The sequence below is a fragment of the Pseudomonas sp. LABIM340 genome, assembly GCF_040017195.2.
GTDB lineage: Bacteria > Pseudomonadota > Gammaproteobacteria > Pseudomonadales > Pseudomonadaceae > Pseudomonas.
In genome coordinates, this window is the sequence record NZ_CM200227.1 from 6,261,070 (window position 1) to 6,282,954 (window position 21,885).

The 21,885-nt window shown below is 65.3% G+C and carries 21 protein-coding genes; 12 read left to right on the top strand and 9 right to left on the bottom strand.

The window, feature by feature from the left end:
- The first annotated feature begins 80 nt into the window (after positions 1-80).
- From ABKS89_RS28815 to ABKS89_RS28840, 6 genes are all read left to right on the top strand, one after another.
- Positions 81-1,130 (top strand): ABC transporter ATP-binding protein, encoded by a 1,050-nt coding sequence (locus ABKS89_RS28815; RefSeq protein WP_301531933.1) that lies wholly within the window; start codon positions 81-83, stop codon positions 1,128-1,130.
- A complete protein-coding gene (locus ABKS89_RS28820) occupies positions 1,127-2,041 on the top strand; it encodes an ABC transporter permease (protein ID WP_348588491.1) in 915 nt (304 codons plus the stop codon). Before ABKS89_RS28815 ends, ABKS89_RS28820 begins: the two co-directional genes overlap by 4 nt.
- A complete protein-coding gene (locus ABKS89_RS28825; RefSeq protein ID WP_045215587.1) occupies positions 2,038-2,826 on the top strand; it encodes an ABC transporter permease in 789 nt (262 codons plus the stop codon). Before ABKS89_RS28820 ends, ABKS89_RS28825 begins: the two co-directional genes overlap by 4 nt.
- Positions 2,827-2,869: 43 nt before the next feature.
- Entirely contained in the window at positions 2,870-3,919 is a 1,050-nt protein-coding gene (locus ABKS89_RS28830; protein WP_081515260.1) for an ABC transporter substrate-binding protein, read from the top strand.
- A gap of 389 nt (positions 3,920-4,308) precedes the next feature.
- Positions 4,309-5,718, top strand: coding sequence for an APC family permease (locus ABKS89_RS28835; RefSeq protein WP_348588492.1), 1,410 nt, complete (start codon positions 4,309-4,311; stop codon positions 5,716-5,718).
- A gap of 54 nt (positions 5,719-5,772) precedes the next feature.
- Positions 5,773-6,804, top strand: a complete 1,032-nt coding sequence (locus ABKS89_RS28840) for a histone deacetylase family protein (protein ID WP_045215578.1) — start codon at positions 5,773-5,775, stop codon at positions 6,802-6,804.
- A gap of 75 nt (positions 6,805-6,879) precedes the next feature.
- Here the strand turns inward: ABKS89_RS28840 and ABKS89_RS28845 are convergent, their stop codons facing one another.
- From ABKS89_RS28845 to ABKS89_RS28860, 4 genes are all read right to left on the bottom strand, one after another.
- Positions 6,880-7,257, bottom strand: a complete 378-nt coding sequence (locus ABKS89_RS28845) for a NirD/YgiW/YdeI family stress tolerance protein (RefSeq protein ID WP_138213752.1) — start codon at positions 7,255-7,257, stop codon at positions 6,880-6,882.
- A gap of 118 nt (positions 7,258-7,375) precedes the next feature.
- The gene (locus tag ABKS89_RS28850; protein WP_348588493.1) at positions 7,376-8,290 is read right to left on the bottom strand and encodes an SdiA-regulated domain-containing protein; all 915 of its coding nucleotides are present in this window, start codon (positions 8,288-8,290) and stop codon (positions 7,376-7,378) included.
- An 85-nt stretch (positions 8,291-8,375) separates the two neighbouring features.
- The gene (locus ABKS89_RS28855) at positions 8,376-9,041 is read right to left on the bottom strand and encodes a fumarylacetoacetate hydrolase family protein (RefSeq protein WP_081515255.1); all 666 of its coding nucleotides are present in this window, start codon (positions 9,039-9,041) and stop codon (positions 8,376-8,378) included.
- 160 nt (positions 9,042-9,201) lie between these two features.
- Positions 9,202-10,596, bottom strand: coding sequence for a D-2-hydroxyglutarate dehydrogenase (locus ABKS89_RS28860; protein ID WP_138213750.1), 1,395 nt, complete (start codon positions 10,594-10,596; stop codon positions 9,202-9,204).
- A gap of 190 nt (positions 10,597-10,786) precedes the next feature.
- Here ABKS89_RS28860 and serA point away from each other — a divergent pair, with 190 nt between their 5' ends.
- A complete protein-coding gene (gene serA, locus ABKS89_RS28865; protein ID WP_081515253.1) occupies positions 10,787-12,016 on the top strand; it encodes a phosphoglycerate dehydrogenase in 1,230 nt (409 codons plus the stop codon).
- Between the two features lie 249 nt (positions 12,017-12,265).
- Here serA and ABKS89_RS28870 read toward each other — a convergent pair whose 3' ends face one another.
- The gene (locus ABKS89_RS28870; RefSeq protein WP_348588587.1) at positions 12,266-12,640 is read right to left on the bottom strand and encodes a DUF4399 domain-containing protein; all 375 of its coding nucleotides are present in this window, start codon (positions 12,638-12,640) and stop codon (positions 12,266-12,268) included.
- Positions 12,641-12,851: 211 nt separating this feature from the next.
- Complete coding sequence (locus ABKS89_RS28875; RefSeq protein ID WP_315808335.1) at positions 12,852-13,346, bottom strand: 2-thiouracil desulfurase family protein; 495 nt, start codon at positions 13,344-13,346, stop codon at positions 12,852-12,854.
- A gap of 320 nt (positions 13,347-13,666) precedes the next feature.
- Here ABKS89_RS28875 and ABKS89_RS28880 point away from each other — a divergent pair, with 320 nt between their 5' ends.
- Positions 13,667-14,161: a DUF6160 family protein gene (locus tag ABKS89_RS28880; RefSeq protein ID WP_518301064.1), complete on the top strand. Its 495-nt coding sequence runs from the start codon at positions 13,667-13,669 to the stop codon at positions 14,159-14,161.
- Between the two features lie 12 nt (positions 14,162-14,173).
- On the opposite strand, the gene ABKS89_RS28885 is transcribed toward ABKS89_RS28880, so the two are convergent.
- Positions 14,174-14,797: a 2OG-Fe(II) oxygenase gene (locus ABKS89_RS28885; RefSeq protein WP_348588589.1), complete on the bottom strand. Its 624-nt coding sequence runs from the start codon at positions 14,795-14,797 to the stop codon at positions 14,174-14,176.
- A 100-nt stretch (positions 14,798-14,897) separates the two neighbouring features.
- On the opposite strand from ABKS89_RS28885, the gene ABKS89_RS28890 reads away from it, so the two are divergent.
- Positions 14,898-15,638: a hypothetical protein gene (locus ABKS89_RS28890; protein ID WP_348588495.1), complete on the top strand. Its 741-nt coding sequence runs from the start codon at positions 14,898-14,900 to the stop codon at positions 15,636-15,638.
- 154 nt (positions 15,639-15,792) lie between these two features.
- On the opposite strand, the gene bipL is transcribed toward ABKS89_RS28890, so the two are convergent.
- Positions 15,793-16,731, bottom strand: coding sequence for a phospholipase BipL (gene bipL, locus ABKS89_RS28895; protein WP_348588496.1), 939 nt, complete (start codon positions 16,729-16,731; stop codon positions 15,793-15,795).
- Positions 16,732-16,854: 123 nt separating this feature from the next.
- Between bipL and ABKS89_RS28900 the strand changes: the two genes are divergently transcribed.
- Both ABKS89_RS28900 and ABKS89_RS28905 read left to right on the top strand, forming a co-directional pair.
- The gene (locus ABKS89_RS28900; RefSeq protein WP_348588497.1) at positions 16,855-17,430 is read left to right on the top strand and encodes a DUF6436 domain-containing protein; all 576 of its coding nucleotides are present in this window, start codon (positions 16,855-16,857) and stop codon (positions 17,428-17,430) included.
- Between the two features lie 88 nt (positions 17,431-17,518).
- A complete protein-coding gene (locus ABKS89_RS28905) occupies positions 17,519-18,031 on the top strand; it encodes a transcriptional regulator (RefSeq protein ID WP_045215548.1) in 513 nt (170 codons plus the stop codon).
- Positions 18,032-18,034: 3 nt separating this feature from the next.
- On the opposite strand, the gene ABKS89_RS28910 is transcribed toward ABKS89_RS28905, so the two are convergent.
- The gene (locus tag ABKS89_RS28910; protein ID WP_348588498.1) at positions 18,035-19,084 is read right to left on the bottom strand and encodes an AraC family transcriptional regulator; all 1,050 of its coding nucleotides are present in this window, start codon (positions 19,082-19,084) and stop codon (positions 18,035-18,037) included.
- A 107-nt stretch (positions 19,085-19,191) separates the two neighbouring features.
- Between ABKS89_RS28910 and ABKS89_RS28915 the strand changes: the two genes are divergently transcribed.
- Positions 19,192-21,579 (top strand): penicillin acylase family protein, encoded by a 2,388-nt coding sequence (locus ABKS89_RS28915; protein WP_348588499.1) that lies wholly within the window; start codon positions 19,192-19,194, stop codon positions 21,577-21,579.
- The last annotated feature ends 306 nt before the right edge of the window (positions 21,580-21,885 follow it).

Here is a 21,885-nt window from a genome sequence, read left to right on the forward strand (position 1 = left end):
ATCAATCCGCAGCTAGGTGAAACGGTCCTAGAAACCGTAAAACCTCAACAATAACAACTGCTTAACTGCATGGTACAAGCATGACCAGCGCGATCACCATCGAGCGGATATGCATGGAGTTCGGTACACCCGGACAAGGCCTCAAGGCCCTGGACGACGTGTCACTGGAAATCCGCGCCAACGAGTTCTTCACCCTCCTCGGCCCATCGGGCTGCGGCAAGACCACCTTGCTGCGACTGATCGCCGGCTTCGAACAACCCTCCTCCGGCAGCATCCGTCTCTACGGCGACGCGATGGAAGGCCTTCCGCCCTTCAAGCGCCCGGTCAACACCGTCTTCCAAAGCTACGCCCTGTTTCCCCACATGACCGTGGCGGAGAACATCGCCTTCGGCCTGGAAATGCAGGGCAAGCAGCGCAGCGATATCGACGCCACCGTGCAGAAGATGCTCGACCTGGTGCGCCTGCCCGACGTCGGCAAGCGCCGCGCTGACCAGCTCTCCGGCGGCCAGCAACAGCGCATCGCCCTGGCCCGCGCCCTGGCCAGCCGACCCAAGGTGCTGCTGCTCGACGAATCGCTTTCCGCGCTGGACCTCAAGCTGCGCAAGGAAATGCAGATCGAGCTCAAGCGCCTGCAGCACGAGACCGGCATCACCTTCATCTTCGTCACCCACGACCAGGAAGAAGCGCTGACCATGTCCGACCGCATCGCGGTGATGAGTCGCGGCAAGGTCATGCAGATCGGCACGCCCACCGAGATCTACGAGGCGCCGGTCAATCGCCTGGTGGCCGACTTCATCGGCGAGACCAACTTCCTCGAAGGCGAATCCAGCGGTGACAGCGTGCGCCTGGCCGACGGCCAGGTGCTGCCGGCCGCCACCACCCTGCCCGGCAAGGTAACCCTGGCGATCCGCCCGGAGCGCACCGAGCTGGCGCAGGACGGCCAGCTCGAAGGCGTGGTCGAGAACATCGTCTACGTCGGCACCGACACCGTGTACCACCTCAACGTCGCCGGTCAGGGCGGCTTCCGGGTCCGTCAGCAGAACCGCGACGGCGCCCATTCCACCCACGCGCCCGGCGCGCGGGTGCGGGTCCGCATTCCCGCCACCGCCATCCGGGTGCTGGCCGAATGAGTACACTGCGCGCACAAGCGGAACGAAAGTCACTGCTCAATCGCCTGGCCCTGACCAGCCCGGCGATGATCATGCTGGTGGTGTTCCTCGTCCTGCCGCTGGGCATCATGTTCGCCGTGTCGATCCAGGCACCGGGGGACTACGGCGGCGTGAAATGGGGCCAGCATACCGTCGAGGCCTACATCAATTTCCTCTGGGAACGCGACCTGGACGACAGCCTGGCGTTCAACGCCGACTACCTGGGCATCTTCCAGCGCTCCTTCTGGCTGTCGATCCTGACCACCCTGGGCTGCGTGCTGATCGGCTTCCCCACCGCGCTGTACCTGGCGCTGCAGGACGAACGCCGGCGCAACCTGCTGCTGTTCCTGGTCACGGTGCCGTTCTGGACCAACCTGCTGGTGCGGGTCTACGCCTGGATGCTGTTGCTGCGCAACGGTGGGCTGATCGACGAAGGCCTGCACGGACTGGGCTTCTCGGACGCCTCCCTGGGCATCCTTTACACCGACAACGCGGTGATCATCGGCCTGTTCTACACCTATCTGCCGTTCATGGTCCTGCCCATCTACACCAGCCTTGAGAAAATGGACTGGCGCCTGGTGGAAGCGGCCTTCGACCTGGGCGCCAACCGCTGGAAGGCGCTCAAGCGGATCATCATCCCGCTGGCGATGCCCGGCATCGTCGCCGGCTGCATCCTGGTGTTCATCCCCTCGCTGGGCAGCTACATCATTCCCGAGCTGCTCGGGGGCGGTAAGTCGCTGATGATCGGCAACCTGATCCAATTGCAGTTCGGCACGGCGCACAACTGGCCGTTCGGCGCGGCGCTGTCCTTCGCCCTCCTGGCCTTCGTGCTGCTGGCGATGATGATCTACAGCATGCGGTTCAAACAGGGCGCGTCGGGAGGTCATCCATGAAGTCGGCCAACCCGCTCTGGCGGTTCACCGGAGTCCGGCCCGCCGCCTGGCTGTTCTTCGCCTTCCTCTACATCCCGATCTTCGTGCTGGTGGTGCTGAGCTTCAACAGCGGCCAGTCGGCGACGCTGTGGGAAAGCTTCAGCCTGAAGTGGTACTCGGTGGTGGCGGACGACCCGGAGATTCTTCGCGCCGCGAAGAACTCGCTGATCGTCGCGACCCTGGCCACCGTCGTCGCCACCACCCTGGCCACACTCGCCGCGCTGGGCATGCGCGGTCGCTCGTTCCGCGGGCAGACGCTGATGAGTGGCGTGCTGGGCCTGCCGCTGCTGGTGCCGGAGATCGTCACCGCCGTGGCGACCCTGATGTTCTTCGCGTTCATCGGCCTGAAGCTGTCGCTGTTCACCATCCTGCTGGCACACATCGTGTTCTGCATTCCCTTCGCCTACCTGCCGATCCGCGCCCGTCTCGAAGGCATGGACCCGCGGCTGGCGGAAGCGGCGGCGGACCTCTATGCCTCGCCGTGGAAGACCTTCTGGAAGGTGACCTTCCCCCTGCTGACGCCGGGGATAGTGTCCGGTGCGATGCTGGCGTTCATCATCTCGATGGACGACTTCGTCATCACCTACTTCGTCGCCGGCGCCGGGGCCACCACCCTGCCGGTGTACATCTTCAGCTCCATCCGAATGGGGATTTCCCCGAAGATCAACGCCATATCTTCAATAATACTGTTGATTTCCATCGCGTTCGTTGCGTTGTCGTACTACGTCGGCCAGCGTCGCCGCTGACCTCCTGCCGCCAAACAAAACAACATTGCAAGGAGCTTCACCGATGAAATTCCGCCGTACCCCCATCGCCCGCGCGCTCGTCGCCGCCAGCCTGTTACTGGCCGGTAGCGCCCACGCCGACGGCACCCTGCACTTCGCCAACTGGTCCGACTACTTCCCGCCGGAACTGCTGAAGAAGTTCGAGAAGGACACCGGCATCCACGCCACCCTGGACTCCTACGACAGCAACGAAACCCTGCTGGCCAAGCTCAAGGCCGGCGGCGGCGCCTACGACGTGGTCGTGCCGTCGGACAGCTTCATCGAGATCTTCGTCAAGGAAGGCCTGCTGCAGAAACTCGACAAGTCGCAGCTGCCGAACCTGGCGAACCTGAAAGACAAGTTCAAGACCCTGACCTACGACCCGGGCCACGACTACTCCGTGCCCTACCTGTGGGGCACCACCGGCTACAGCTACGACAGCGCCAAGGTCCCCGGCGGCAAGCTGGACGAGAGCTGGAAGCCGTTCTTCGAGCCGCCGGCCGAGCTGAAAGGCAAGGTGGTGGCGCTCAATTCCATCGAGGAACTGTACGCCCCGGCCTCCTACTACCTGGGCATCGACGAATGCACCGAGGACCCGAAAGAAGCGGCGAAGATCCAGGACCTGCTGCTCAAGCAGAAACCGATGCTGGCCATGTACAACAGCGACGGCACCATCGAGCGCATGGCTGCCGGCGAAGTCTCCATGCACCAGCAATGGAACGGCGCCTTCCACCGCGCCCACGCCCAGCGCGCCAGCCTGGTCTACGTCTATCCCAAGGAAGGCGTGCGCCTGTTCATCGACAACCTGACCATCCCCAAGGACGCCACCAACATCAAGGAGGCCCACGCCTTCCTGAACTGGATGATGCAGCCTGAGAACATTGCCCTGGCCTCCAACTTCGCCAAGTACAACAACGCGATCGAAGGTTCGGACAAGTACATGGACAAGGAGCTGTTCGACGACCCGGCGATCAACACGCCGGCGGACAAGCTGGATCGCCTGAAGCCCTTCAAGCTGTGCTCGCCCAAGGCTCTGCAGTTGCGCTCCAAGGTCTGGACCAAGCTGAAGAAATGACCCACAGGTCACCCGGCGCGGCGGTGCGCGCCGGGTGGCTCTGACAGCCAGTTTGGCCATTTCGATCCCTTTTTGACCCTTTGCAGGGTTCTGCCCGGCACCCCTGGTTGCTAGAGTCGGGCGGCTCGCGCAGGGAGCGGCTGGAAAGGCGGCCAGCCCTTGCACCATCGCAGATGGCGCAGGGATTTCCCGAGGGAACGCGAGCGCGTTATCCACAAGAACAAATGCCCCGAGAACGCCCATGACCAGCTTTTGCGTCACCCTGCAGCAAACACCCTCATTCCTCGCGCGTCGTCAGCGCTGCGGCTGAGCCGTAAGCCGACGACTTCAGGACGGCCACCGAACGCCGCCCGCCCGCAAGACACCATAAAAATCGCGAGGATCCCCCCATGGCCAGCCAACACAGCGCCAGCACTGCACACGCACAACAGAGCACTCAACAGAACACCCAACAAGGCACCCCGGCCAACGCCGACGCGCGCCTGAAACGCGTCCTGGGCCTGCCCGCCCTGGTCTTCTTCGGCCTGGTCTACATGGTCCCGCTGACCATGTTCACCACCTACGGCGTGGTCACCGAAATGACCGGTGGCCGTACTGCCACCGCCTACCTGATCACCCTGCTGGCGATGCTGTTCACCGCAGCGTCCTACAGCTTCATGGTGCGCAAGTACCCGATCTCCGGCTCCGCGTACTCCTACACCAGCCTGAGCTTCGGTCCGGTGGTCGGCTTCCTGTCCGGCTGGTCGCTGCTGCTCGACTACCTGTTCCTGCCGATGATCAACTACCTGCTCATCGGCCTGTTCATGAACATCGCCTTCCCGGAAATCCCGGCCTGGATGTTCGTGGTCGCCTCCATCGCCCTGGTCACCGTGCTCAACGTGGTCGGCATCAGCCAGGTCGCCGGCATGAGCAACGTGATCGTCGGCGCGCAGCTGGTGTTCATCGTGGTGTTCGTGGTCATGTCGATCAAGAGCCTGGCCGGCGGCGCCGCGATCGACTTCTCCCTGCCCTTCGTCGGTGACGGCACCCAGCCCGGCTTCGCCCCGCTGATGGCCGGCGCCGCCGTGCTGTGCCTGTCGTTCCTGGGCTTCGACGCGGTCTCGACCATGGCCGAGGAAACCCGCGACGCGCGCCGCGACATTCCCCGCGCGATCATCATCACCACCGTCATCGCCGGCCTGATGTTCACCCTGCTGGCGATCATCAGCCAGCTGGTATTCCCCGGCAGCGTGTTCCAGAACGCAGACTCGGCAGCCAACGAAGTGATGCTCAAGGCCGGCGGCCAGTTCCTCGGCAACTTCTTCACCTCCGCCTACATCGCCGGCTGCATCGGCTCGGCGCTGGCGTCCCAGGCCTCGGTATCGCGCATCATCTTCACCATGGGCCGTGACGGCATCCTGCCGCGCAGCCTGTTCGGCGTCCTGCATGCACGCTTCCAGACTCCGGTGGTGGCGATCCTGGTGGTCTCCGCTGTGTCCCTGCTGGCGGTCGTGCTGGACCTGACCACCCTCGCCTCGATGATCAGCTTTGGCGCGCTGGTGGCCTTCTCCGTGGTCAACCTGGCGGTGATCCGCACCTACCTGGGCGTCGAGCGCCGCCGCGGGGCGAAGAACGTCCTGCTGTACGGGGCGATTCCGTTCATCGGCCTGTGCCTGACCCTGTGGCTGTGGACCAGCCTCTCGCAGCTGACACTGGTCGTCGGCCTGAGCTGGTTCGCAGTCGGCTTCGCTTACCTGGCGGTGCACACCGGCGGCTTCCGTCGCAAGGCACCGAGTGTGAATTTCGAGGAAAACGCCTGACGGCAGAGCTACTAGAACCCAACGGGCGCCCTGAGGCGCCCTCAGGAGCGCGTGATGTTGACGATCTATACCGACGACCATCGCTTGCACCACGGTCAGCACGAGCTGATCGGCGGCCAGTTCACCCCCTGCTTCGAAAAGCCCAGCCGCGCCGACATGGTGCTGGACCGGGCCAAGGCGGTGAAACTGGGCGACATCCAGGCCCCGCGCGACTTCGGCCTGGACCCCATCCTGAGGGTGCACAGCGAAGGCTTCGTGCGGTTCCTGCAGCACGCCTGGCGTGACTGGCTAGCCACCGGCCGGACCCACGACATGCTGCCGATCTGCTGGCCGACCCGCCGCCTGCGGCAGAAGGAGCCGGACAGCATCGACGGCCGGCTGGGCTACTACAGCCTGGACGCCGGCGCGCCGATCACCGCCGGCACCTGGCAGGCGGTGCTCAGCTCGGTGAACGTGGCGATGACCGGCCAGGCCGAACTGGCCAAGGGCGCGCGCTCGGTGTTCTCGCTCTGCCGCCCGCCGGGCCACCACGCCTCGGCGGACTTCATGGGCGGCTACTGCTTCTTCAACAACGCGGCCATCGCCGCCCAGTCGATCCTCGACCAGGGCGCCAACCGCGTGGCCATCCTCGACGTCGACTACCACCACGGCAACGGCACCCAGGACATTTTCTACGACCGCGCCGACGTGCTGTTCACCTCGATCCACGGCGACCCGCGCTTCGAGTACCCCTACTTCCTCGGCTACGCCGACGAGAAGGGCCAGGGCGTGGGCGAAGGCTTCAACTTCAACTATCCGCTGGCCTCGGGCAGCGACTGGTCGGTGTGGAGCCTGGCGCTGCAGGCGGCGATCCGGCAGATCTCGGCGTACAAGCCGGACGTGCTGATCGTGTCGCTGGGCGTGGACACCTACAAGGAAGACCCGATCTCCCAGTTCAAGCTGGACAGCCCGGACTACCTGCGCATGGGCGAAGCCATCGGCAAGCTCGGCCTGCCGACGCTGTTCGTGATGGAGGGCGGTTACGCGGTAGAAGAGATCGGCATCAACGCGATCAACGTGCTGCAGGGGTTTGAAAGCATCGGTTGACGCCGCTCCGGCGGAACGCTGAAAACAAGAAAGCCGCACCGGGATTCTCGGTGCGGCTTTTTCGTTGGAGCTGGATTACTGGAGGATTTCGACGCGATCCACATCGATATCGGTGGCCTTCAGCTTGTGGTGGTCGACCTCGCCGGTCAGGCGCACCTTGGTGTTCTCGGAGACAGCCGCGCCAGCGGGCCAATCGTCGTTGTCGATCTCGACCTCGATGCTGCCGGTGGCATCCTTGAACTCGTAGTGTTCACCGCCGATGCGCTTGGTGATCACGCCTTCCAGCACCACCGGGGTGTCGTCGTGGGCGGACTGCGCCTGCTTGACCGTGGTGACCTGGGCGGCAGCGGCAGCGGGCTTGGCGTCGCTGCCCGGACCGGTGTAGCCGGCAGCCAGGGTGATGGTGGAGAACAGGCCAGCGGCAGCGATCAGGGGGAGATGAGTCAGTTTCATGGATGAGCCTCCTGGGGCGTTTTCGATGGGTTCAGCTTAGAACCGGTGGCTGAAACCAGCCTGAATCCGGACTTAACCCAACCTTAAAGCCGCCGAACGCCCTCTCCCCCGATCCAGATCAATCCGCCTTGGCCGCCTCGCGCTTGAACACGTAGAACAGGTCCGGCTCGCTGACCATGTAGATGGTGCCTTGCTCATCGATGGCCACGCCCTCGGCGCGCGGGATGCGGTCGTCCAGGCCATTGAGCCCGCCGAGCAGGCTGATGAAGCTGATCGGCTCACCCTTCTCGTCCAGTTCCAGCAGCAGGTGCGACTCCGCCGACAGCACCAGGGTATGGCCGGTGCGCGGGTCGATGCTCAGGGCTGAAACGTTGGTCATCAACAGATCACTGGGCATGGGCTGGAGGGCACCATTCAGGCTGGCCCCACCGTCGCTCGGTAGGCTGAACAGCGCCAGCGGGTCACGTTCCTGCCCCAGCACCAGGCGATGCTGGCGCGGGTCCCAGGCGATACCCTCGATGCCCTTGTTCTTCTTGCCGCGCGGGCCGAGGTCGAAGCTGGACAGCTTCGCGGTGCTCAGCTCGCGGGTCTGCGGGTCGACATGGAAGATGGTCAGGGAGTTCTGGCGCTCGTCGGTCACGGCGATGTTGCCGTTCTCCAGCACTGCCACGCCCTCGGGGTTGGCCATGCCCAGCAGCGGGATCACCCGCAGCACGTCACCGGTAAGCGACAGCTCGGCCAGCAGCGGCTTCTTGCCGGTGACGGTGAACAGGGTGCGGGTCACCGGGTTGTAGGCCAGGTCGGAGGTCTCCTGCCCCTCGATGCCACCCTTGAGCGGCTTGGCCTGGATCACCGCCCGGTAACCGGGCAGCCAGACGCTTTCCGAGCGCGCCTGGGCGCTGGTGTCCTGTTCGCGCAGCCAGAGGCGTGCGCGGTCATCCCAGTGGAAGCGGGACGTCAGGTAGCCGAGCACCACGAGGATGAACAGCAGGGCCAGCAGCAGCCAGCGGGGACGAAGGATGGACATGGTCATGACGACTCTTGTTGGTCAGCACGGCAAGGTATCCCGCAACAAGCGAAGGCCGCACAAACGGCGGCCTTCGGCGGGACAACGGGGTTTAAAGCACGCGGCTTTCGAATCGGCTGGCGCCGGGAAGTTCCAGCACCACCTCACTGCCGCTCGTGAGCGGGCCGACACCGACCGGGGTGCCGGTGGAGACCACGTCGCCCGGCTGCAGCGAGAAGTGCCCGCAGATGTGCTGGATCAGCGGCACGATGGGGTTGAGCATGTCGCGGCTGTTGCCGTCCTGGCGGACTTCGCCGTCGATCACCAGGCGGATGCCGATGTCGGTCGGATCCGGGAAGTGGTCGGCGCTGACGAAGGGCGCCAGCACGAAGGCGCCGTCGAAGGACTTGGCCAGTTCCCAGGGCAGGCCCTTTTCCTTCAGCTTGGCCTGTACGTCACGCAGGGTCAGGTCCAGCGCCGGGGCGTAACCGGAGATGGCGTCCAGCACTTCCTCGGTGCTTGGCTTGCGCGACAGCGGCTTGCCGATCAGCACGGCGATTTCCGCTTCGTAATGCACCGAGCCACGATCTTCCGGGATGGCGAAGCCACCAGCCTGCGACACGGTGCAGGAACCGGGCTTGATGAACAGCAGCGGCTCGGTCGGTACCGGGTTGTTCAGCTCCTTGGCGTGCTCCGCGTAGTTGCGGCCGACGCAGACCACCTTGCCCAGGGTGAAATGGATCGGGGTGCCATCGACGTACTGGTGCTGGTAACTCATGACCGACTCCTGACAACGCATGGAAGAGATGATCCGCGCGGGGCTCGTGATCCCGCACGGTTGCCCGCGTCCTGCCGGCGTACGCGCCACTTCCCGTGACGCTGACGTGCGAAGGGCCGGCCCCTCTATCCAAAGAACCGGCCCTTCTGGATACAGCAGCTTATTCGGCGAAGATCTTGCCGGGGTTCATGATCCCGTTCGGGTCGAACACCGCCTTGACCGCCTTCATGTAGCCGATTTCAGCCTCGGAGCGAGAGTAACCCAGGTAATCGCGCTTGGTCATGCCCACGCCGTGCTCGGCCGAGATGGAGCCGTTGTACTTCTGCACGGTCTCGAAGACCCACTTGTTGACGGTCGCGCACTTGGCGAAGAACTCGTCCTTGGTCAGGTTCTCGGGCTTGAGGATATTCAGGTGCAGGTTGCCGTCGCCGATGTGGCCGAACCAGACGACTTCGAAGTCGGGGTAGTTGGCCGCGACGATATCGTCGATGTCCTTGAGGAAGGCCGGGACCTTGCCGACGGTGACGGAGATGTCGTTCTTGTAGGGCGTCCAGTGGGAGATGGTCTCGGAGATGTACTCGCGCAGCTTCCACAGGTTCTGCAGCTGCTGTTCGCTCTGGCTCATCACGCCGTCGAGGACCCAGCCCTGCTCTACACAATGTTCGAAAGTGGCCAGCGCCTCGTTGGCCACTTCCTCGGTGCTCGCCTCGAATTCCAGCAGGGCATAGAACGGGCAGTCGGTCTCGAAGGCCGGCGGCACGTCGCCGCGGGCCATGATCTTGGCCAGGGCCTTGTCGGAGAAGAATTCGAAGGCGGTCAGGTCCAGCTTGTTCTGGAAGGCGTGCAGCACCGGCATGATCGAGTCGAAGTCCGGGGTGCCGAGGACCATCGCGGTGAGGTTCTTCGGCTGGCGCTCCAGGCGCATGGTCGCCTCGACCACGAAGCCCAGGGTGCCTTCGGCGCCGATGAACAGCTGGCGCAGGTCATAGCCGGTGGCGTTCTTGATCAGGTCCTTGTTCAGTTCGAGCAGGTCGCCCTTGCCGGTGACGACCTTCATGCCGGCCACCCAGTTGCGGGTCATACCGTAGCGAATGACCTTGATACCGCCGGCATTGGTGCCGATGTTGCCGCCAATCTGGCTGGAACCCGACGACGCGAAGTCCACCGGGTAATACAGGCCGTGCTCTTCGGCGAAGGTCTGCAGCTGCTTGGTGATCACGCCCGGCTGGCAAACCACGGTGCGGTCGAATTCGTTGAATTCCAGCACCTTGTTCATGTAGTCGAAGGCCACGACCACCTCGCCATTGGCGGCGACGGCGGCGGCGGAGAGCCCGGTACGACCCCCCGAAGGCACCAGCGCGACCTTGTGCTCATTGGCCCAGCGGACGATGGCCTGGACCTGCTCGGTGCTCTTGGGGAAGGCGATCGCCAGGGGCGCCGGGGCGAAATGCTTGGTCCAATCCTTGCCATAGGTCTCGAGGGAATCGGCGTCTGTCAGCAGCTTCCCAGCATCCAGCAGGGGCTTGAGCGATTCGATCAGGGCGTCGCGGGTCATTGGAGGAACTCTCAAATGGTTCATGGTCGTCCTGAGAACAGCTCAGGTCGCAACCGGGCAAGGAAAAGGGAGAACATGCTAGCATACGCACCCCACGCAGATCGCCACCTGGCGCCAAGCTTGGCACCGGCCGGTCCGGCCTGAGCTGTTCAATTTCTCGCCACATCCCGGGACTACAGGTTCAAAGCAGATGAGCAAGACTTCTCTCGACAAGAGCAAGATCAAATTCCTTCTCCTTGAAGGCGTGCACCAGAACGCCGTCGACACCCTCAAGGCGGCCGGCTACTCCAACATCGAGTACCTCAAGACCGCACTGTCCGGTGACGAGCTGAAGGAAAAGATTGCCGATGCACACTTCATCGGTATCCGCTCCCGCACCCAGCTGACCGAAGAAGTCTTCGACGCTGCCAAGAAGCTGATCGCCGTCGGCTGCTTCTGCATCGGCACCAACCAGGTCAACCTGAACGCGGCCCGCGAGCGCGGCATCGCCGTGTTCAACGCGCCCTACTCCAACACCCGTTCGGTAGCCGAGCTGGTGCTGGCCGAGGCCATCCTGTTGCTGCGCGGCATTCCGGAGAAGAACGCCTCCTGCCACCGCGGCGGCTGGATCAAGTCCGCTGCCAACTCCTTCGAGATCCGCGGCAAGAAGCTGGGCATCGTCGGCTACGGCTCGATCGGCACCCAGCTCTCGGTCCTGGCCGAAGCCCTGGGCATGCAGGTGTTCTTCTACGACACCGTGACCAAGCTGCCGCTGGGTAACGCCCAGCAGGTCGGCAACCTGCACGAGCTGCTCGGCATGTCCGACATCGTCTCGCTGCACGTGCCGGAACTGCCGTCCACCCAGTGGATGATCGGCGAGAAGGAAATCCGCGCCATCAAGAAAGGCGGCATCCTGATCAACGCCGCCCGTGGCACCGTGGTCGAACTGGACCACCTGGCCGCCGCTATCAAGGACGAGCACCTGATCGGCGCTGCCATCGACGTGTTCCCGGTCGAGCCCAAGTCCAACGACGACGAGTTCGAAAGCCCGCTGCGCGGCCTGGATCGCGTGATCCTGACCCCGCACATCGGCGGCTCCACCGCCGAAGCCCAGGCCAACATCGGCCTGGAAGTGGCCGAGAAGCTGGTCAAGTACAGCGACAACGGCACCTCGGTGTCCTCGGTCAACTTCCCGGAAGTGGCCCTGCCGTCGCACCCGGGCAAGCACCGCCTGCTGCACATCCACGAGAACATCCCGGGTGTGATGAGCGAGATCAACAAGGTGTTCGCCGACAACGGCATCAACATCTCCGGCCAGTACCTGCAGACCAACGACAAGGTCGGCTACGTGGTGATCGACGTCGACGCCGAGTACTCGGACCTGGCGCTGGAGAAGCTGCAGCACGTGAACGGCACCATCCGCAGCCGCGTCCTGTTCTAAGCGCTGCCCGGTGACAAGAAAAAAGGAGGCCTCGGCCTCCTTTTTTCGTTTCTGTCTCCCAGCAACTCGATCCAGGGCCAAAGCCCCTCACCCCAGCCCTCTCCCAGAGGGAGAGGGAGCCGCTCGGATTTCCGGGGCAGTCTCGGCGTCAGCCGGCGAGCACCAGAACATCAGCACACTCAGGACAGTCCCCTCTCCCTCCGGGAGAGGGTTAGGGTGAGGGCAAGCCCCCCACGCCCAAGCCAATCGTCACTTCACATTGACGGTGATCTGCTGTGACTCCACCGGCGGGTCGAACGGCACGTGGTTCTTGTCGCCCACCAGCAGCTGCAGGGTGTGCTTGCCCGGCGGCAGGGTCACCTGGGTCTCGGTCTGGCCCTTGCCGAAGTGCTTGATCTGGTCGGTCATCGGCAGCGGCATGTTCATCGCCGGCTGCTCCTTGAGATCGATCAGCAGGTGGTGGTGGCCGGTGGCCGGCGAATCCACGCCCGCCGGCGCGACGCCCATGCCCTTGAGGCCGAATTTGACGGTGAAGGTCTTGTCCACCGTAGCCCCGTCGGCCGGCTCGATGAAGTACACCTTGGCGCCTTCCGGGGCCGGGGTGCGCGGGATTTCCGCGGCCATGGCGGAAGTACCGGCGAGCAGCGCGGCAAGGCCGAGGCAAGGCCGAGGCAAGGCAGCATGGTTCTCATGTTCTTCTCCTTCTGCATGACAATCGCAAAGGCGAAGGACCCGCTCAGGCCGGCCCGCGCCTTTGCGCATGGAACGCACAAGCATAGGCGCCAGAGCGCGAGGCTCAAGGAAAATAGTGCGTCTTCGAGTGTCGGAAAGCGCTCTAGCCTCCGGCTTCCAGCCCGGCCAGGCAGACCGCGGCGGCATCCAGCTCTTCCTCGCTGAACACCAGTACGCCCATGCGTTTGAGAGCGGCGGCGGTGACGCCTTCGCCAGCGACCTTCTGGCCGCTGAAGCTGCCGTCATAGTTCTCGCGGTTGCCGCAGGAAGGGCTGCGCGCCTTGAGCACCGCCAGGCGGATGTCATGGCGGCGCACCAGCGCCATGGCTTCTTCGGCGCCGAGCAGGAAGGCGTCGCTGACGTCCTCACCCTCTACCGTCATCACTGGGCGCACGCGCTCCAGCACTGCCATGCCCTGGCCACCAGGGATCTCCGCCGGGGCGCGGGGCGTCGGCAGGCCGCCGGCGACTTCCGGGCACAGCGCGACCACCCGGCCCTGGTCCAGCCAGCGCGACAGCAGGTCGAACGGCCCGTGCGCACCGCCGTCGTAGCGGACGCGATGGCCAAGCAGGCAGCGGCTGACGAGAACCTTCTGCATGGGCGAATCACTCCCTTTTGGAAGGGGACAGACTAGCCGCTCACCGTTTACCGGTCACGCCGGGTAACGCAACTTTCATCGGCGCGTCTGTCGCAACAGGTTTCCGGCCCGCCGAAAGTCGGGTCCTTGAGCGGCGCGCCGGTCGTCGGCGCCCGCTCGGGCCCGAGTCGAGCACAACCTTCGACGGGAACAGCCGTCCGGCACTGGCTGCCAGGCAGGCCGCCACCCAGACTCGCGCATCGGCCAATCGCCAAGGAGCCTCCGTCATGCCCCGTCTCTTGCTCTGCACCGCCACCTTCGCCGCGCTGTCCTACCTGCCGATGGCCTTCGCCGAACTCCAGGCGCTGGACAATGAGCGCCTGGGTGCCGTCACCGGCCAGGACGGCATCAGCATCCGTGCCGACGTGCTGGCGCACATGGACAGCGTGGCGTGGAATGACGACGGCGGCAGCGTCTCGCTGCGCAACGTGTTCATCGACAACGGTTGCGTGAGTGCCGGCGACTGCCCCGACGGGCGCGGCGGCAGCCTGCCCTACGGGCCCGCACAGCTGGGCCTGAGCCTGCCGATCTTCGGCATCGAACAGCCGACGCTGCAGGTGGACGTGGTGCAGGGTGCCGGCGGCCAGCAGCAACTGGCGCTGACCCTGCCCGACCTGACCACCATCAACCAGCAGCTCAATGCCAGCGGGTTGCCGTCGCAGACCATCCGCATGCGGGTAACCGGCGATCTCTATGTAGGTGGCGGCAAGCTGGGGAGCATCGAAGTGCGCGACATCCAGGACATCAGCGGCACCCTGAAGATCTGGGGCCACTGACACGCCCGGGGTTCAGCGCGGGGCGTCGCCGCGACGACGGAACCAGCCGGTGAGCGACAGGCGCTCATGGGTGGCCGGCAGCACCTCGTGGGGGAACTCGCCGGAGAGGAACACCACCAGCCGGCCGGCCAGCGGCGGCAGGTCCAGTGTCCGTTCGTCGGGGAGGTACATCCGCAATTCGCCGCCCTGCGTCACCGGCCAGTCGCGGTTGAGGTAGAACACGGCGGAAATGGCGCGGCGGTCATCGTCGCGGAAGCGGTCCAGGTGTTTCTGGTAGAACGCCCCTGGCGGATAGAGCGCGAAGTGCCCCTCGAAGTCTTCCAGGCCCAGGTACAGCGAGCGATTGATCTGCTGGCGCAGCGCGTCCAGCGCACCCAGGTAAAGGTCGCAGGCCTCGAACTGGCCGGGCTCGAGCCACTGGATACGGTCGCCGCGAATGCCTTCGCGCACCGCCTGGCCCTCACCCCGACCGATGGCGGCGGAGGCCAGCTTGCCGGCCGCGTCACGGGCACGACATTCCGTCGCCAGCTGGGCGATCAGGGCATCGGGAAGGAAGGCGTCCTGCTGCGACCAGCCCTTGTCGGCGAGGTCATCCACGATGCGGTGCAGGACAGGAGAATCGGCGTCGAAATACATCGCGCATTGTAACGTCCAGCGCCAGTGTCTCGACAAGCGGGGCAAGCCTTGCCGACAATAGCCCCCGGCGAGCGAACCCTGCCGCCCAAAAGGAGTTGCAATGCGCGTACTGCTGGCCCTCACCCTTCTTGTACTGGGCATGCCTGCCCTGGCCGACAACTACCAGCGCCTGTACCAGGCCGCCGGCTGGCCGGAACAGCGAGCGCACTTCAATGACGCCCTGCACGCCGCGCAGAAGCGCTACCAGGGCAACCTGCCGCCGGCGCTGTACCAGACGCTGGTGGACAACAGCAACCAGCGATTCGCCCCTGCCGATATCGACCAGCGCGCCCTCGATGGCCTGCGCCAGAACCTGCAGGACAGCACCGCGGCGGTGAATTTCTTCGAATCCCCACTGGGCCGCAAGGTCGCCGGCGCCGAGACCCTGGCCACCCGCAGCGACCAGCTGCAGAAGTACGCCAACGGTCTGCCGCGCCAGCAGGCCAGCGATGCGCGCAAGCAGATCATTCATCGCCTGAGCCAGATCCTGCCGGCCCGCGAAGCCGGCGCCGAAGTCAGCCTGGCCCTGGCCAGCGTGGCCGCCGACAGCCTCAGCCAGATGCTCCCCGGCCTGCTCGGTGGCGGCAGCGCCCAGGGCATGCTCGAAGGCCAGCGGCAGAAGCTGATGAGCCAGATCGGCGCCGATCTCGACAACACCCTGCTGTACGTCTATCGCGGCCTGAGCGATGCCGAACTGGGCCAGTTCGCCGACTTCAGCGAGTCGCCGGCCGGCCGCGATTATTACCGCGCCGCCCTCGCCGCCCTTAAGGCAGGGTTATCGGTTTCCTCTGGCGGGCAGTGATCGGAAAAGACTGACCCCGCTTGAGGACCACTCCGAGGAACGCTCCTCCTAGAATGGCACCCGCTGTACAGAGGGTGGCGCCTGAGGAGCATGGCGCAAGGAGTGTAGGGACACACCCTCGACTACAGCGGTTCCCTTCCCCGCACCATCCCCGCTAAGCCAACCGCTCACTGAGAAAATCGAAGTAACGCCTGCGCAACGTCTCGCTCTCGTTCGCCAGGTGGTGCCGCGCGCCGGTGAGCAGCAGACACTCGATCTTCTCGAACTTGTCCTCCAGCACCTTCAGGTTGTAGCGCCAGTCCACCGTCTCGTCGGCGTCGCCCTGCACCACCAGCAGGCTCTGCGCGCCGTGGCCGGCCGCCTCGATGCGCGGAATCCAGCGCGCCAGCGCGCCCACCCAGGCCGTGGGCAGGATCTTCGGCTGCAGCGGATCGCGGTCGCGCAGGAAGGAAAGGAACTCGGCGTCATTGGAATTCTCGCTGAAGCGTCGCGGAATCGAATCCACGAAGGGCCGCAACATCTGGTAGCTGAACTTCGACCAGCCCCAGGCCCGTGGTCGCACCAGCGGCGCCAGCAGGATGGTACGGCCCAGTTCCGGGCGCGGTGCGCCGGTGAGCAGGTAGTCCAGCAGGATCGCCCCACCGGTGCTCTGCCCACAGAGATGCCAGGGTTGCGGCAGGTCCAACTCCTGGGCCTGCCCCAGTAACGCGCCCAGCACCACCTGGTATTCGGCGAAGTCGCCGATGCTGGCGGCAGCGCCACCCGACAGGCCGTGCCCCGGCAGGTCGCAGGCCAGCACCGCGAAGCCCATGCCCAGCGCCCAGTCGATCACGTGGCGGTACAGGCCCATGTGGTCGTAGTAGCCATGCAGCAGGACGACGGTTCCCCGCGCCAGCACCGGTCGCCAGTACTGCGCGGCGATCTGGTAGCCGCCGGCCTCGAAGGTGCCCAGCCGACTCTGCAGGCCGGGGTGACGGGCGTGCAGGTCCAGGCCGTAGAAATGCTGGTACAGCGCGATGCCGACCTCGTTCGCCTCTGCGGTCAGAGGTCGCAGCAGGGTGCGCAGCAGATCGGGCTGGAAGGCTTCAGGCATGGGCGTTTCGCTTCTGGCAGGCGGGTGACGAAAGGAGCGCGTGCAGCAGCGGGATATTCTGCCGCGCTCGCCCCCGTGGCAAGCTTGTCGGCTATCTTACCGACTCTGTCACTGGTCGCCGCCATGTCCTCACGCCGAAAATCGCTGCTCACCTGGCTGATCGCCGCGCTCTGCCTGGGCGCGCTGCTTGCCACCTACTGGTGGTACGAGAACCGCTTCATCCGCCCGTTCAGCCATCAGCCGCAGCTGTTTTCCGGCGACCACCTGATGCTGCCCGCACAACTGGCCGGCCCCGGCAAGATCCGCCTGGTGCACTTCTGGGACCCGGCCTGCCCGTGCAACGTCGGCAACCAGCAGCACCTGGCCGAGCTGATCCAGCGCTTCGGTCCACAAGGCGTGGAGTTCTTCGCCGTGCAGAAGCCCGGCAGCCGCGGCCACCTGCCCGACACGCTGAACACCATGCGTGCGCTGGACTCGCTGCCCGGCGCCGAGCAGTTGCCCGCCAGCCCCGCCGTGGCGATCTGGGACGCCCAGGGCAAGCTGGCCTACTTCGGCCCCTACAGCGAAGGCGCGGTGTGCACCTCTGGCAACAGCTTCATCGAGCCGATCCTCGATGCTCTGGTGGGCGGCCGCCAGGTCAACGCGACCCACACCCTGGCGGTGGGCTGCTATTGCCCCTGGGATGGCGCAAAGCACTGAGCCGCATCAACGAAGCCGATGGCCAATCCGTGACTACACTTGGATCGCCGGCCCATGAAGGGCCGATCGCCACCAAGGAGCTTTTCGCATGCGTCTTCCTTCCGCCCTCGCCTTCTGCGCCGTTCTCTCCACCGGGCTGGTGCTGCCCCTGGCCGCCCACGCCGAGGATGCCCCCAACAGCAAACAGGTGATGGAGCAACACAAGCAGGCCATCAACAACCGCATCGCCGACATCGACTACAAGCGCAAGCGCATCGTCGAAGCCAACATGAAGCTCACCCCGCAGGAAACCGAGAAGTTCTGGCCGATCTACAACAGCTACCGCACCGAGGCGGACAAGCTGAGCAAGCAGACCCTGGCGATCATCATCGACTACGCCAACAGCTATAACACCGGCTCGGTGAGCAACGACGACGCGGCGAAGCTGCAGAAGCAGGTGCTGGAACTGCAGGACGACCGCCAGGAGCTGAAAGAGAAGTACCTCAAGCGCATCGCCAAGGAAGTCTCGCCGCAGCGCGCACTGCGCTTCCTGCAGGTCGAAGACCAGCTCGACGCCATGGCGCTGCTGGAAGTCAGCCGCGAAATCCCGCTGGCCGAGTAAGCCTCAGCCTTCGGTGCCGCCCTGCAGACGCTGGCGATAGCGCTCGGGCGGCACCGAATACCAGCGCTTGAACGCGCGATAGAACGGCGACAGCTCGGCAAAGCCACAGGCCCGCGCCACCTCGCGGATCGCTTCGCCCTGCTCCAGCAACTGCGCGGCACGTTGCCGGCGCACCTCCTCCCGCACTTCCCTGAACGTCTGTGCCCGGCTCGCCAGGTTGCGCTGCAGCAGCCCCGGCCGCACGCCCAGCTCACGGGCGCAGCTTTGCAGGGTGCACTCCTCCTCCCCCAACCGTATGGCGATCAGGTAGCGCAGGCGATTGAGCAGGTCGTTCTCGTCCAGCGTGCCCAGCTGCTCCCGCGCGTGCTCGGTGAGCAACCGGTGCAACACTGGGTTGCCGGTGCGTGACGGCCTGGCCATCTGGGCGCGATCGAACAGCAAGGCGTCATTGGGCTTGCCGAAGGTCGGCGTGAGGCCGAACAGCCGCCGGTGCTCGCTCAGCCGACGCGGCTGCGGATGGCGAAACTCGATGGCCTGGACGCGGAATTCATCGTCGGTGATCAGCGCCAGCAGCTTGAGGAACAGCAGCATCAGGCACTCCATCTGCTGGCGCAGGTTACTGGTGCCCAGGTAGTTGAGATCGAGGATCAGCCGGACCTGCTCGCCCTCCTCGCGCATCTGCGCGGCAAAGCCGCCGGAGAGGATGTGCTGGAAGCGCAGGAAGCTGTGCAGCGCCTCACGCAGGTCGCTGCTGGCCATCAACAGGTAGCCGACCACGTCCAGCAGGCGCGGCTTCATCGCCTCACCCAGGTGCAGGCCGATATCGGCGTCGCCGGTAATTTCGTCAAGGGTCGTCCAGAACAATGGTGCGTCGTCGTGCACCAGGCGACCGCTCTGCGCCGGCGGCGGCAGGCGGACCTTCTGCAGGGCCTGGCGGTAGATGTCGGTGGGGTCGAAGCCCAGCACCGAGAGCGCCTCGTACAACTGGCGGCGCAGGGTGGCGGACTGGGTCAGCGCCGGGGTGGCGGGGAAGTTCAGTTCGGGGGCGGCCATGGTCACTCCTGGAGTTGACCGGAGAATTCCAGCAGCGAGACCTTTGGTCAATGAGCGACGAGCGGCATCCACTGCAAAATCGCCGCATAACAACAAGGAGTTGCCGCATGAAACGCACTTTGACTGTCCTCGCTGTCGTTGTCGCCGCTGCCGCGGCAGGCGCCGGCTGGTACCTGCACGGCAAGCAGCCGGTACGCGACGGACAACTACCCCTGGCCGGCCTCGCCAGCGAAGTCACGGTTCGCTACGACGAGCGCGGCGTGCCGCACATCAAGGCCGGCAGCGAAGAGGACATGTACCGGGCGATCGGTTACGTCCACGCCCAGGACCGCCTGTTCCAGATGGAAATCCTCCGTCGCCTGTCCCGTGGCGAGCTGGCCGAGGTGCTCGGGCCCAAGCTGGTCGACACCGACCGCATGTTCCGCAGCCTGCGCATCCGCGACCACGCCGCCGAATACGTGGCCAAGCAGGACAAGAATTCTCCGGCCTGGAAGGCGCTGGTCGCCTACCTCGATGGCGTCAACCAGTTCCAGGACAGCCATCCGCGCCCGGTGGAGTTCGACATCCTCGGCATTCCCAAGCGCGCCTTCACCCCCGAAGACACCGTCAGCGTCGCCGGCTACATGGCCTACAGCTTCGCCGCCGCCTTCCGCACCGAGCCAGTGCTGACCTACGTGCGCGACGAGCTGGGCGCGGACTACCTGAAGGTATTCGACCTCGACTGGCACCCCGAAGGCGTGATGACTCCCAAGGCGCTGGCCGCCGCCGACTGGCAGGATCTGAGCGCCATCGCCCGCCTGAGCCACTCCGCGCTGGAGAAAGCCGGCCTGCCGCAGTTCGAGGGCAGCAACGCCTGGGCCGTTTCCGGCAGCCGCACGAAGAGCGGCAAGCCGCTGCTGGCGGGCGACCCGCACATCCGCTTCGCCGTGCCGGCAGTGTGGTACGAGATGCAGGCCAGCGCACCGGGCTTCGAGCTGTACGGCCACTACCAGGCGCTCAACCCCTTCGCCTCGCTCGGCCACAACCTGCAGTTCGGCTGGAGCCTGACCATGTTCCAGAACGACGACGTCGATCTGGTCGCCGAGAAGGTCAACCCGGACAACCCCAACCAGGTCTGGTACCACGGCCAGTGGACGGACCTGAAAAGCGAGGAGCAGAGCATCGCGGTGAAGGGCGAGGCGCCGGTGAAGATCACCCTGCGCAGCTCGCCCCACGGCCCGCTGGTCAACGATGCACTGGGCACCGCTGCGGGCAAGACGCCGGTGTCCATGTGGTGGGCCTTCCTGGAAACCCAGAACCCGATCCTCGACGCCTTCTACGAGCTGAACCGCGCCGACACCCTGCCCAAGGCGCGTGCGGCAGCCTCGAAGATCCAGTCGCCGGGCCTCAACGTGGTCTGGGCCAACGCCCGTGGCGACATCGGCTGGTGGGCCTCGGCGCAACTGCCGGTGCGCCCGGACGGGGTCAACCCGAACTTCCTGCTCGACGGCGCCAGCGGCCAGGCCGACAAGAGCGGCTTCTACCCCTTCAGCGAGAACCCGCAGGAAGAGAACCCGGCGCGTGGCTACATCGTCTCCGCCAACTTCCAGCCGGTGCCGGCCAACGGTCGCCCGGTGCCCGGCTACTACAACCTGCCCGATCGCGGCCAGCAGCTGAACAAGCGCCTGTCCGACGACACGGTGAAGTGGGACCTGCAGAACAGCCAGGCGCTGCAGCTGGACACCGCCACCGGCTATGGCCCGCGCTTCCTCAAGCCGCTGCTGCCGATCCTGCGTGAAGCCGCCGCAACCGACGAAGAGAAGGCGCTGGTGGAGAACCTGGCCAACTGGCAGGGCGACCACCCGCTGGATTCGGTCACTGCCACAGTGTTCAACCAGCTGCTCTATCAGGTGGCCGACGGCGCCATGCGCGACGAGATGGGCGACGCCTTCTTCGACAACCTGCTGTCCACCCGCGTGCTCGACGTGGCCCTGCCGCGCCTGGCCGCCGACGAGAATTCGCCGTGGTGGGACAACCGCAAGACGCCGCAGAAGGAAACCCGCGCCGATATCGTCAAGGCCGCCTGGAAGGACAGTCTGGCGCACCTGCGCGCCAAACTCGGCCAGGACTCGAAGCAATGGCAGTGGGGCAAGGCGCACACCCTCACCCACGGCCACCCGCTGGGCCAGCAGAAGCCGCTGGACCGCCTCTTCAACGTCGGCCCGTTCGCGGCTCCTGGCGGCCACGAGGTGCCGAACAACCTGTCCGCCCGCGTCGGCCCGGCGCCCTGGCAGGTGATTTATGGCCCGTCCACCCGTCGCCTGATCGATTTTGCCGACCCAGCCCACAGTCTGGGGATCAACCCGGTGGGGCAGAGCGGCGTGCCGTTCGACAAGCACTACGACGACCAGGCCGAGGCCTACATCGAAGGCCAGTACCTGCCGCAGCACTACGACGACAACGAAGTGAAGGCCAACACCAAGGGCATCCTGCGGTTGATTCCCGTGCGCCGCTGAAGCGCCCTCGGCAAGAGCCACCCGGAAATGAAAAACCCCGCCTCTGCGGGGTTTTTCATTGGTGCGTTGTAGAGAGTGTTGCGGGAGATGCCGAAGCTCCCTGGCGCGTTATTTCCCCAAGGGATAACGATCGGGGTGTTGTATTGGGCGCCGTCTCCCGCACGGAGTGCCATAAGGCGTCACTGGAAGTTTGCCGGCGGCACCATCCGGTCCTGGTTCGGGGGGTGACCGGAAAGCGCTACCGAACGCTTAGAGCGTAGTTGGCAATCGGCCGGGAGGGAGTCTTTGCGACCCACGGATTTTTCC